13 protein-coding genes are annotated in these 12,882 nt (G+C 39.4%); all 13 read right to left on the bottom strand.

The genetic code is table 11. From position 1 onward, the window contains the following. Positions 1–126: 126 nt before the first annotated feature. Positions 127–1,818, bottom strand: a complete 1,692-nt coding sequence (locus OCF95_RS00265) for a lactose-specific PTS transporter subunit EIIC (RefSeq protein WP_261104569.1) — start codon at positions 1,816–1,818, stop codon at positions 127–129. Continuing rightward, positions 1,818–2,135, bottom strand: coding sequence for a PTS lactose/cellobiose transporter subunit IIA (locus OCF95_RS00260; RefSeq protein WP_042751088.1), 318 nt, complete (start codon positions 2,133–2,135; stop codon positions 1,818–1,820). Before OCF95_RS00260 ends, OCF95_RS00265 begins: the two co-directional genes overlap by 1 nt. Positions 2,136–2,170: 35 nt before the next feature. Beyond that, positions 2,171–3,007 carry a PRD domain-containing protein gene (locus OCF95_RS00255; RefSeq protein ID WP_261096991.1) on the bottom strand — a complete coding sequence of 279 codons (837 nt, stop codon included), beginning with the start codon at positions 3,005–3,007 and terminating at the stop codon, positions 2,171–2,173. Positions 3,008–3,242: 235 nt separating this feature from the next. Beyond that, positions 3,243–4,223 carry a tagatose-bisphosphate aldolase gene (gene lacD / locus OCF95_RS00250; RefSeq protein WP_004254534.1) on the bottom strand — a complete coding sequence of 327 codons (981 nt, stop codon included), beginning with the start codon at positions 4,221–4,223 and terminating at the stop codon, positions 3,243–3,245. 1 nt (position 4,224) lies between these two features. Continuing rightward, complete coding sequence (locus OCF95_RS00245; protein ID WP_004254537.1) at positions 4,225–5,154, bottom strand: tagatose-6-phosphate kinase; 930 nt, start codon at positions 5,152–5,154, stop codon at positions 4,225–4,227. 10 nt (positions 5,155–5,164) lie between these two features. Next, positions 5,165–5,680 (bottom strand): galactose-6-phosphate isomerase subunit LacB, encoded by a 516-nt coding sequence (lacB, locus tag OCF95_RS00240; protein ID WP_001216910.1) that lies wholly within the window; start codon positions 5,678–5,680, stop codon positions 5,165–5,167. Positions 5,681–5,828: 148 nt separating this feature from the next. Then, positions 5,829–6,254 carry a galactose-6-phosphate isomerase subunit LacA gene (gene lacA / locus OCF95_RS00235; protein ID WP_000029277.1) on the bottom strand — a complete coding sequence of 142 codons (426 nt, stop codon included), beginning with the start codon at positions 6,252–6,254 and terminating at the stop codon, positions 5,829–5,831. Between the two features lie 392 nt (positions 6,255–6,646). After that, entirely contained in the window at positions 6,647–7,543 is an 897-nt protein-coding gene (locus tag OCF95_RS00230) for an aldose 1-epimerase family protein (RefSeq protein WP_247949287.1), read from the bottom strand. Between the two features lie 100 nt (positions 7,544–7,643). Next, positions 7,644–9,119: a PTS galactitol transporter subunit IIC gene (locus tag OCF95_RS00225; RefSeq protein ID WP_084924488.1), complete on the bottom strand. Its 1,476-nt coding sequence runs from the start codon at positions 9,117–9,119 to the stop codon at positions 7,644–7,646. Between the two features lie 47 nt (positions 9,120–9,166). Next, positions 9,167–9,472 carry a PTS sugar transporter subunit IIB gene (locus OCF95_RS00220; RefSeq protein WP_000590547.1) on the bottom strand — a complete coding sequence of 102 codons (306 nt, stop codon included), beginning with the start codon at positions 9,470–9,472 and terminating at the stop codon, positions 9,167–9,169. Positions 9,473–9,510: 38 nt separating this feature from the next. Continuing rightward, positions 9,511–9,987 carry a PTS sugar transporter subunit IIA gene (locus OCF95_RS00215; protein ID WP_000521976.1) on the bottom strand — a complete coding sequence of 159 codons (477 nt, stop codon included), beginning with the start codon at positions 9,985–9,987 and terminating at the stop codon, positions 9,511–9,513. Between the two features lie 264 nt (positions 9,988–10,251). Continuing rightward, positions 10,252–12,075 carry a translation elongation factor 4 gene (gene lepA, locus OCF95_RS00210; RefSeq protein ID WP_001047209.1) on the bottom strand — a complete coding sequence of 608 codons (1,824 nt, stop codon included), beginning with the start codon at positions 12,073–12,075 and terminating at the stop codon, positions 10,252–10,254. 78 nt (positions 12,076–12,153) lie between these two features. Further along, positions 12,154–12,882: a metallophosphoesterase family protein gene (locus OCF95_RS00205; protein ID WP_261104563.1), complete on the bottom strand. Its 729-nt coding sequence runs from the start codon at positions 12,880–12,882 to the stop codon at positions 12,154–12,156.

The raw sequence follows: 12,882 nt of genomic DNA, 5'->3' as shown, positions 1-12,882 counted from the left end.
CCTTAATCGAATTGTGACATGAGAAGGTAAAAACGATATCTTTTTACCGACGAATTAACAAGGCGATTAGGAAATTCGCCATAGCGATTTCCGTAACGATAGGAGACTGTTTTATAGTCCCTATCGTTAATCGAATTGAGCTTGTACGAACGCAAGAGCACCTTTTCCATCACGAGTTAATTTGATGTATTGAGCGCCTTCTGTCTTGGCAAGTTTAATACCGAGTTTATCTGTTTCTGCTTTCATGTCTTCAAAGTTTGAAGCAACTTGAGGGGCAAGGATAACAAGATCAAACTCTGGCAACATTTCACGGTGAGCACCATAGCCACCTGCTGCTGCTTTCACAGGGACATTGTATTCTGCAGCTGCCTTATTCAAAGCATTCGCAAGAAGTCCACTTGTCCCTCCACCTGCACAGAGAACGAGGACATTTGTTTCTTCAGTGATTGTATTTTGAGCTGCATCGATACCCGCTTTTTCAAGAATAGCATCTGCTTTTGCAGTGTTGAAGTTTGCAGCAACTTTGTCTTTCAATTCATCATTAGATTTACCTGAACGCTCTTCTTCAAGAATTTGTTCATCATAGACTTTAAGGAATGGATAGTAAATAACTACGTCAACTACAATTAGAAGGACAGCAAGAATGAATGATAGAACTTGGAAGTTAGTACCAAGAACTAGACCTAGTGGAGCTGGAGTTGTCCATGGTAGATTAGCAGTAAATGAATTCATTCCAAGAGTTTCAATAAAGAATTTGAAGATCCAAACGTTTGCGATTGGAGCAAAGATAAATGGAATGAAGAAGATTGGATTCAAAACAAGAGGTGCACCAAACAAGATTGGTTCATTTACACCAAAGAAAGTTGGAACTACTGAAGCGCGTCCGATTGCACGGTTACGTTTAGATTTTGTTAACCACATGAACATGAATGGAACAACCAGTGTCGCACCAGTACCACCCATGGTAACGATAAACATTTGTGTACCAGAAGTAAGAATCTTGTCAGCGTGCATACCTTGTTGGAGAAGGTTCAAGTTGACTTCGGCATTGGCATAGGTAATAGCTGCGATAGCTGGTTCAACGATAGATGGACCATGGATACCAACAAACCAGAAGAAAGCAAAGGCACCAAAGATAATCGTAATACCTAGATAACCATCAGCAGCAGAGAATAATGGTGCAAAGAATTTACCGATTGATTCAGCTACGCTTGCACCAACAAAATGACGAGCTAGTAAATCAAGAGCATAAAGTGAAACAACTGAGAGAGTGAATGGAATCACATCTTTAAAGACTTGTGAGATATTTGGTGGAACTTCGTCAGGCATACGAATAGTGACGTTGTTCTTAACACAAACCTTATAGATTGCTACGGTAACAAAGGCTGCAAGGAAGGCTGAAAGCAAACCTTTTGTCCCCAAGAATCCAGTAGCTAGACCATTTTCGATAGGATCAGCTGCCAACATCAACAAACCAACAATCGCTGCTAACAGTGTTGACATATAGTTGATTTGATTGGTTTTCTCCATGCTACGGTTTACTGAGTCAGTCAATGACTTAGCTGTTGTACCAGCTACCAAGAGAGCTAGAATCCCCATTGAATAGCTGTAAGGTTTCATCAGAAAGGCTACAACTTCATCAGACCATTTAAAGCCCCATGAGTTTGGTACAAAGGCGATTAAGATAAAGATACTTGAGAAGAGAATAACAGGCATACCTGCAATGAAACCATCACGAATAGCACGAAGATAGATATTACGAGATAATTTCTCAAAGAAAGGCTTTCCTTTCTCGATAAATGCAATTAGTTTGTTCATTATTTAACTCCTCTCTTATAAAGTTCGATTAAGTGGTGCATCAAATCTTTTAACAAGACAGTTGTCATCAAGTGGTCTTGGCCATGCATCATGGTCACACTATACGCTAAGTCCTCACCAGAAGCTTCCTTAGTCAATAGACTTGTTTGCGCGTGGTGTGCCTCTGCGATACAGCTACCAGCTTCCTCTACCAGAGCGTCCGCTTTTTCAAAATCACCAGCTTCAGCAGCTTTCAAGGCTTCCAATAGTTTTGAACGAGCGTCGCCAGCATAGGCTACGATTTCAAAACCTAACAATGTTACTTCTTCTCTATTCATGATAGAATTCTCCTTATATATTTTTAATTAAATTTTTATGACAATAAACGTTGGATATGTAGAACTAGATAAACTCGTTCACTTTTATACAAATCAAGACCCGTATGTTGCGTAATCACATCATAGATTTTGGAACCAATCTCGAACGCTTTTGGATAGGATCGTTTGATGTGGTCTTCCATATCCAGAAGTGATTGGTTATCATCTCTAGATCTGTCTAAATAATCCAAGAAATAATTCAAATGAATCATAAAGCGATCATAGAAATGGTTATTCTCTTTAGTTCGTTGAATTGCATAGTCCGTTAAAACTTCTTCAACATTCCTGAGAATTTCTTTCCTCTTATCAATCGACTCCACAAGTTCCACTTCATTTTCACCTTCGGCATTAATGAAATGATAAGCAATCCGAATAATTTCGTCCTCAGGAAAATGATCTGCTAGCTTCTGACGGTAAATTTCAAATGCTTCATTTGCGATTTGAAAAGCGACAGGATACTTAGTGGAAATATCTGGCAGATTACTATCCTTGTACCTTCCTTGTGCTAGAGCTTGGTAAGAACAGTAAATATGATCTGTCAAGGTTACATAGAGATACTCTTGAATCGGATAATGATATTTCTTTGATAGCTTATCAATGATTTCATAAGTCACTGTGATAAAATCAAGCGGAACATCTTTGAGGAGAGCCATAAAGTTTTCTCTTGACTCTTCGGTCTTCATCCGAAAGATTTTCTCAATCTGATGTTCAGCAATCAAATCCCCTTTCTTCTTTCCAAATGTAATCCCCTTACCAATCACAATCACTTCTTCTCCTTTATCATTTCTGACAAGCGAGACATTGTGATTCATTGGATTTAGAATTCGATACATGTCAACCTCCTTTTATATCTTAAAGGTATATTAGTACAAAAAATGACCACAAATGAACTAGAAAATCAGCCGATTTCTAATTCACCTGTGATCATGCCTAATATTACTTAGTAACACTCACCTTGTATTAACTTGTGATTTAAGTATAGCACAAGTAAGTTGTTTTGTAAACCTTTACATAGAACTTTTTTTTAAAAATTTTTTAGATTCATGTTCCTAACCCAGGAGGACTTGCTTACACGCGTTCTTTCCATGAAGTTGCTGTTGTTTGAAGAACTTTATTGAGCTCATCAATGTTTTCAAATCCAGTTGTGCGAAGCCATTCGCGAGCTGCTGCTTCGCCATCTTTGATGTAAGCTTCAACTGATCCAGCCCATGTAGCACGGCCACAAAGAACTCCGTTAAAGTTTGCACCTGATTCATGAGCAAATACAAGAGTATCTTGGAAGAGTTTAGCTGATACACCTGCACTCAAGTAGATGTATGGCAAGTTAGTTGCTTCATCTTGTGCTTTGAAGAAGGCTGCTGCTTCTTCACGTGTGTAAACCACTTCACCCTCAGCGAAGCCTTCAACATATTTAATGTTAACAGGAACTTCTACTTTCAAGACATCAATGTTAAAGCGTGGGTCTGAGAAGACTTTCATAGCACCGATAACTTTGTGTGGTTTTACTTTAGCGTATTCTACAGAACCTGCGTCCGCAATTTTTTCATCGTAAGCAAGAATTTCAAGGAAGAATGGGATATCTTCAGCCACACATTCAGAACCGATACGTTCGATGTAAGCTTGTTTTTCTTGGTTGAGTTCGTCTGAGCTATCTACATCATAGTAAAGCAAGAATTTAACTGCATCTGCACCTTCTTCTTTAATACGTTTTGCAGACCAAACATCCAAGCAGTCTGGCAAGCGTTTTGTGCTTGTTGTGTCATAACCTGTTTTTTCATAAGCAAGGAGAAGACCAGCTTTTTCATCAAGAGCTTTAGTTGCTGGAAGTCCATATTCAGGATCAAGAAGCATAGATGAAGCGTATTTAGTCAATTCATCTGCTACCAAAACTTTAAGTTCTTCCATTTGAGCCACTGTCGGTTCTTCTGTTTGGTGTTGAGCCATGAGGCGTTTCAACGCACCGCGTTGGTCAAATGCAAGAGCTGAGATGATACCATTTTCATCAGAAAGTTTTTCTAAGCGTGCACGTTTTTGTTCTGTTAAAGTCATTTTATACCTCTTTTACTATTAATTGATCATATAGAGCCTGATAATTGGCCATGTTGACATGACCAGTCATTTTTTCTTGAGCATTGAGCATACCAAGGACATTTGCCTTGATGAGTAATTCTGCATCCGATTCTTTATGAAGAAGTCCTGAAGAAATCCCTGCTACAGTAGAATCTCCAGAGCCAACAGGGTTGACTACCTGAATTCTAGGAATATCTACCTTGTAGAAAGTGTCGCCATGTTTGGCAAAAGCACCGTTGGCACCAAGTGAAACGATAATCCATTCAATACCTGCAAACAAAGGTTCTTGAAGGACTTCTTTTAACTCCTCCAAATCCTCAGAAACTTCTCTTCCAAGAAGTTGAGACAATTCCTCATTATTTGGTTTGATGACTGTTGGTTTATGTGGTGATTCAAGAACCGCCTGAAGAGCCGCACCAGAACAGTCCAAGACAACAGGCTTGCCAGCTTGATTAGCAAGTTCTACCAAGCTAGCATAGTAATCAACTGGAAGACCAGCTGGTAGACTACCTGAGATAGCTACTACTTCAACTGACTCCAAGAGTTTTTTGAAATGTTCCAAAAAGCCTTGACCTTCCTGTTCCAATACTTCAGGACCTTTTTCAAGAACTTCTGTTTGGTTGTCTCCGTGAAGAATAGCGATACAGTTACGAGTTTCTCCCTGAATTGAGAAGAAATCTTTCTTTACTTGATCATCTATATGCTCAACCAAAAACTCACCAAGTTTGCCACCCACTAAACCAGTAGCAAGAACAGAATCCCCAAATTCTGAAAGTACTCGGGTAACATTGAGGCCTTTACCACCAGCCGTTTTGGTTACATCCACCACACGATTGACAGTATCAATCTTCAACTCATCCAAGGGATAGGAAATATCAATGGATGGGTTCATTGTGACTGTTAAAATCATAGGTCACCTCTTAGTCGTGGTATTCTCCGCGATCCCATTTTTCAAGGAATTCAGTGAAGAAGTTTGCGTCTGTTTGTTGAGCATTGTGACTTTCAAGGTGTTCAATTTTCGCAATCAATTTTTTGTTTTCTTCAGATGGTTTGTATTCAGCATGGATGAAAGCTTCAATGATGTCACACATGAGCAATTCACCAGTAATCTTACCACCAAAACCGATAACGTTGGCGTTCAATTGTTCTTTAGCATAAAGGGCTGTTGTCATATCACGAACCAAGGCAGAACGAACACCAGGAACTTTATTTACAGCGTTATTGATACCAACACCAGTACCACAGATACATACCCCAAGATCAGCTTGACCGCTAGTTACAGCTTCCCCTACTTTTTTACCAAAGATTGGGTAGTGAGTACGTGTATGGTCATATGTACCAAAGTCAATGACTTCATATCCTTTTGATTTCAAAAATTCTGAAACCGCCATTTTTTCATCTGTTACGATGTGGTCACATCCAATTGCAATTCTCATTAGTTATTCCCTCCGATTAATTATATAAATCTAATATCATTTATCCCTACTCAAGAAAAATCAAGATTAGCTTAGGAAGCGAGCTGCAAGCATAACTGAGGTTAGCTAAAGTGAGCTGACAACAGATTATCTTGATTTTTGAAGAGTATTAGCACATTTTGTTCAACATGTCGACACGAATTTGGTGACGTCCACCATCGTATTTACCGTTAACAAATCCTTTAGCGATGTTTTTAGCCAATTCATCACCGACAAGTTGTGCACCCATAGTGATCATACGTGAGTTGTTGTGTCCACGAGTCATATAAGCTGAACGTTCGTCAGATACTTCTGCAGCAACCATTCCTTTGATCTTAGTTGCAACCATGAATGGACCAGCTCCATAAGCATCAATCACGATACCAAGGTTTTGTTCTTCTTTGTTTACTTCTGCAGCAACAGCAAGAGTCACATCAACAAAGTCTTGACCTTCAGCTGTAACATCCACAACGTGGAAGTTTTCTTTTTCCAAGAAGTCTTTCACAACTTCTTTCAATCTCAAACCTGCAGCATCTGCACCGATAACAATAGACATATTGTATACTCCTTTTTATTTTTCTAGGCTAATAAAACCTTTTATAGTTAGCAGTTTATACTCTTCGAAAATCAAATTCAAACCGAGTCAACGTCGCCTTGCCGTACTCAAGTACAGCCTGCGGCTAGTTTCCTAGTTTGCTCTTTAATTTTCATTGAGTATTACCTACAAAAAGCTTTCTAGCAGTTTATTGACAAATTGGATTGAATGAGATGAATGACACCTTATTCAAGTTTAGGAAACCAGCTTCCTAGAAATAATCTTTCTCTACGAAAGAGAATATAACAAGTGATTGTTTGTTTGTGACAAACATCATTTGTTGCTTACAAACATAATATACTCCTATTTCTTAAAAAAGTCAACAATTAATGTTTGTTTTTGTGTTTTTTTAATTAAAAAATTTCGATATCAAAACCAATTTGATCTACTTGAGCAGGTTCTAGGAGACGAACATTCTTCTTATCTTCTAGATGATCTCCTTCTTCAAGGGATGTTGACAAGCCAGACCATGGTTCAAAAGCAATGAAAGGTCCTTTATTCAAAGTTGACCATATAATGAGGTTTGGAAACTCTGCAAAACGAACTTTCAATCCCTTATCATGTTTACGAGAACGAAGGGCAATTGTTCTAGATTGCAATTCATCTAAGGTGACTGCATCAGTGCTGAAAAGATCATAGCTGAGGTCTAATTCTTTTTGACCTTCTAGCCATGGACTTCTATCTTGAAAATCAAGCATACCTGTTTCTGGGAAAGGACGTGGAACAGAGCAAGTCTCTTCTTTTTCAAACTCTAGATAATAATCTTCATAGACTTCATCATCAAGCAGAGGACAATTAAATCCTGGATGTCCACCAATAAAGTAAGGCATGACCTTGCTAATTTCTTTATTAAATATTTTGTATTGAGTCCGTACTGTCTTTCCAGTAAGGATATAAGTGATTTCTAAGCGGAAATGATAAGGGTAGTTCTGATAGCTATTCTCATCGTCTTCAATTGCAAAAGTTACACTATTATCTGTCTGTTCAACTAATTCAAATTCTTTCTTACGAACCAAACCATGACGAGGAATCTTTCCTTTGATTTCTTGTCCATTATCATCTATATAAAGTGCTGTATCCTCTCTCAATGAACCACAAATGGGGAAGAGAACAGGAGCTTGTCCACTCCAATAAGTAGCATCTCCTTGCCACAAATACTCAACTCCCTCGGCATCTTTTATAGAAGAAAGAGCCCCACCAAAACTGTTAAATTCAACTCTTAATTGTTCTGATTTTAATTCAATTACCATTATTTTCTCCGATTTCTTGATAGTTTATAAAAAACTAGGCTGTCACTCCTAATGGATGTCGACAACCTAGCTTTAACAATTTACATTTTATAGGAGCGCATTATTTTGCTTTTGCTGCGTACTCTTCGTTACGTTTGATCATTTGTTTTCTGTACCATGCAAAGATACCGATATAGAATACAAGGAAGACTACAGCACCAAGGATTGCTTTGATATCACCAGTTGTAGTGTTACCAATTGTCCAACCAAGAAGTTTTTCGATTGGTCCTTCAAGAGTTGAGTGAGTAATCAATTGAGTTTGGCTCACACCTTCTGGGAATGCACCTACACCTTTAGCAAGTTCTGTTGCAAATGGAGCGATAAGTGTACCTGAAAGAAGGAAGAGTGGCAACAAGAGTGTTCCGAAGATAATCATACGGAGCAATTTACCACGTGTTACAACCAAGAGAGCTGGAGTAACACCCATAGCGATGATACCTGCAAGTGGCAAGATACCATTTCCGACGTTTGAAAGAAGCACAGCTTCAACCAACATGATTGGTGCAAGTACGTTTGCACAAGCCCAAACTTCAGCACGACCAGCGATGAAAGGCCAGTCAAGACCGATGTTGAATTTACGTCCTTGAAGACGTTTAGTAGCAACGTTTGTAATACCTTGTGAAAGTGGCTCTACGGCAGCGATGAACCATGAACCGATAAGTGAGAAGAGTTCCAAAGACACACCAGCTGTCAAACCAAGAGACAACCAACCTTTAATAACTAATTGCCAGTTTGCTGCATCTTCTACGCCAGCAACTGGATGTGGAGTACCCATCAAACCGATAACGATACCAAGGATGAAACCGATGAAGAATTTAGATCCCCAGAAACCGATTTTCTTGTTCAATTTAGCAGCATCAAAGTCATATTTATCAAGACCTGGGAAGAATTTTTCAAAAATCTTATCCAAAACCATGATAACTGGGTTCATCATGTAGTTCATGTGAGTTGAAGTCATTGGTGATGAACTTGGTGCGTTAAGAAGGTCATCAAATGTAGGTTTCATCAAATCAGAGTTGATGATTTTAAGAACACCTACAAGGACAACTGCTGCAGTGGCGATGAAGAGTGAAACCCCTTGGCTTACACCGTTGTTGTCTGCATACCATTTAATCAAAAGACCTGTGATAGACAAGTGCCAGATATCGAAGATATCAACGTCAAGTGTATCAGTTTTCTTCATAGCAAGCATCACTACATTGACAATCAACATGATGAGCAAGAAGTAAAGTGTCCAAGCAGATCCCCAAGTGATTGTAGCAAGTGGTGCCCAACCAACGTCAGTGATGTTCAATTGAATACCAGTATTTTCAACGAATTTTGCAAGTGATGCTGAGAAAGCACCATTCAGCATACCGATGATAGCACCGATACCAGTAAGAGCGATGGCAAGTTTGATACCACCTTCAAGTGCTTTGGAGAATTTCACTCCAAAAAGTAGAGCCAATACTGTCAAAATGATCAGCATGATGATTGGCCCACCCATATCCAAGATAGGTTTGAACAGCTTATTGGCTAGTTCGATAATGACATCCATAATAGTTCCTCCCTTTTTATAGTTATATGAATGTTAACAAATTAAAATTAGCTTAACCCGTGTTCTTTGATAGCTGCTTCAATATTATCAAATACTGGAGCACTCATTGCTGGGATACGGAATAAGATTGGTCCAGCTTCGATAACTGGAATACCTGGGTCAAAACCAAGATCTGTTGCAGCAATTGGTGTAAAAATGTCATAACCTTTGATAAGGTCTTCATTAACGTCTTTTACCATAACTGCATCACAGTGAACATCAAAACCGCGGTTTGAAAGTTCTTCTTCAAGAGCACTTTTAATTTGGTGGCTTGAGTTAACACCTGCACCGCAGGCAGCAAGAATTTTAATCATATGGATTTCCTCCGATTTAATATTTTTAATAGACAAAATTAAGCAATTGCTTCAGCAATATAAGCATAGAGGGCTTCTGGTTCAGAAATTTTTGATAGGTCTTCAAGATGACTATTTCCAGTAAAGAAGTCCATCAACTGAGCAAGAATGTTCGTTTGACTTGAACTTGAGTTATTAATGATAAAGAAGAGCAAGGATACTTCTACTTCCTTATCTGGCGCAATCATATTGTGGAAAGTCACTGGTTTTTCTAATCGAACGACCACAACTTTTTCGGCTAGATTATGAACAATATCTGTGTGAGGAATAGCCACATTCGGCAAATCCTTACCCAAAAATTCCATATCTAGGCCAGTTGGAAATGACTTTTCACGCGTGATCAAGGCTTCACGATAAGTTGGAGTTACGATTTCTCGTTCTTCCAATAAAGTAGCAACCTGATCAAAGAGATGTTCTTGATTATCCGCTTCTAAGCAAAACACAAGGTTTTTGTCAAAGAAATGATCTAATCCCATAAGGTTTTCCCTTCTTTCCATTAACTTTATGCTATAAGTATAACACTATATGAAATCGTTGTCAATAATTTTTTGTTGTTTTTTTGTCCTTTTTTTTGATTATTTTGTTTATTTTTTATCTTTATAAGCAAAACAAACATTTAAAACAAACACTTTAAACGATTTAATCCTATTATAAATGCAAAAAAACAGGCCTATTTAAGCCTGTTTTACTATTGATTCTTATGTAAGTTTCCTGTGAACAAGAAAAACAATTATGATAACTTATTCTTCATCCATGCTCAAGACGCTAAGGAAGGCTTCTTGTGGAACTTCTACTGATCCGATAGCTTTCATGCGTTTCTTACCAGCTTTTTGTTTTTCAAGGAGTTTGCGTTTACGAGAAACGTCACCACCATAACATTTAGCAAGTACGTTCTTACGAAGGGCCTTGATATCAGTACGAGCGACAATCTTCTGTCCAATAGCTGCTTGAATTGGCACCTCAAATTGTTGGCGAGGGATGATTTTCTTAAGCTTATCAACGATGAGTTTTCCGCGTTCGTAGGCAAAGTCCTTGTGAACGATAAAGCTGAGGGCATCCACCTTGTCTCCGTTGAGAAGGATATCCATTTTCACCAGCTTAGATGGGCGATACTCTGACAATTCGTAGTCAAAGCTTGCATAACCACGTGTCGAAGACTTAAGCTTATCAAAGAAGTCAAAAACAATTTCAGCAAGAGGAATTTGATAGATAACATTGACACGGTTATCATCAATATAGTCCATAGTCACAAAGTCACCACGCTTGCGCTGAGCTAGCTCCATCACTGCTCCAACAAACTCTTGCGGTACCATGATTTGCGCTTTAACATAAGGCTCTTCAATAGTCGCAATCTTAGTTGGGTCTGGAAACTCAGATGGGTTAGACACATCCATAGACTCACCGTCGGTCAAATTAACTTTGTAAATAACAGACGGAGCTGTCATAATGAGGTCGATATTGAACTCACGTTCCAAACGCTCTTGGATAACATCCATATGGAGAAGTCCAAGGAAACCACAACGGAAACCAAATCCAAGTGCCTGAGATGTTTCTGGTTCAAACTGAAGACTAGCATCATTCAGTTGTAATTTTTCAAGGGCTTCACGTAGGTCATTGTACTTGTTTGACTCGATAGGATATAGACCAGCAAAGACCATAGGATTCATCTGCTTGTAACCATGTAATGGCTCAGCCGCAGGATTGGTTGCCAAAGTAACAGTATCACCCACACGAGTGTCCTGAACCGTCTTGATAGAAGCTGCAATATAACCAACGTCACCAGTCGCAAGGAAATCACGACCAACTGCCTTGGGTGTAAAGATACCGACTTCCGTAACATCAAAAGTCTTGCCATTGCTCATAAGCTGAATCTTATCGCCAGGTTTGACCACCCCATCCATGACACGCACTTGGAGAATAACCCCACGGTAGGCATCGTAAACAGAGTCGAAAATCAAAGCCTTAAGTGGCGCCGTCACATCACCCGTTGGTGCTGGTACTTTTTCTACGATTTGCTCGAGGATTTCTTCGATACCAATACCAGCTTTAGCTGATGCTAAGACTGCTTCGCTGGCATCTAAACCAATGACATCTTCAATCTCTGTACGCACGCGCTCAGGGTCTGCAGCTGGTAGGTCAATTTTGTTAATGACAGGCATGATTTCCAAATCGTTGTCCAAGGCTAGATAAACATTGGCAAGGGTTTGAGCCTCAATCCCTTGAGCAGCATCGACCACCAAAATAGCACCCTCACAAGCAGCTAGCGAACGTGAAACTTCATAAGTGAAGTCAACGTGCCCCGGCGTGTCAATCAAGTGAAAAATATAAGTTTCTCCATCTTTTGCAGTGTAATTCAGTTCGATGGCATTCAACTTAATGGTAATCCCACGTTCCCGTTCTAGATCCATGCTATCCAAAAGCTGAGCTTGCATTTCACGACTTGAAACCGTCTCTGTTTTTTCCAAAATGCGGTCTGCTAGAGTCGACTTTCCATGGTCAATATGGGCGATAATAGAGAAGTTACGGATCTTCTCCTGTCGTTTTTTCAATTCTTCTAAGTTCATGATTCTCTTCCTTTCAGGGTATCTATTTATTATAAATTGTTTTTGACATTTTGACAAGACCATACCCTGCTAGGAGTACTAATCTTCAGCGACAAAGCCGTCATTCTCAATAAAGTGATGTTCTGTCATTCCTTGGTCAGTAAAGACAATCCCGTGAAGGACACCACCATAAACAGCTCCTCCGTCCATTCCAATCTTGCCATCTTCTGTAGTCCAAAGCTCAGCTGTACCTCGCTCTTGCTTTAACAAACCATAGACCGGTGTATGGCCAAAGACAATGATTTTTCCAGTATAATTTTCGGCTTCGTGGAATGGTTTTCTAAGCCAAACTTTTTTATAATCTGTGGTTTCATGCCAGTCATCCAAGGTCAAATCAATACCTGCATGAACAAAGATATACTTGTCTGTCTCTACCACAAACGGCATTTGACGAATAAATTCGACCAAGTCTGCCGCTTCAGTAGCAACACGCTTGGCATCCTCAACTCCATCAACTGGTGCATCCAAGGGACGACCTAGGATAGAGTTAATGGTTGTATCTCCACCATTGCGACGATAATGGTCATAGCTTTCTTCTGGGTTATCGAGCCATGTCAAAAACATATACTCGTGGTTCCCTGACAAACAGATAGCCCCTTGATTGTCCACCAAGTCCTTAACCATCTCTAGGACACGGCGACTATCTTCGCCACGGTCAATCAAGTCCCCTAGAAAGAGCAACTGGGTCTGACCATCCCATGTTTTGAGAAGGTCTTCCAGCATCCCAGCTTTTCCATGAACATCTCCAATTACATAATAGTCTGTCAT

Origin of the sequence: Streptococcus mitis (assembly GCF_946188615.1) — a bacterium.
Classification (GTDB): Bacteria; Bacillota; Bacilli; order Lactobacillales; family Streptococcaceae; genus Streptococcus; species Streptococcus mitis_BZ.
Note: the sequence above shows the minus strand (reverse complement) of the source record. Positions and strands in the feature narration are given on the sequence as shown.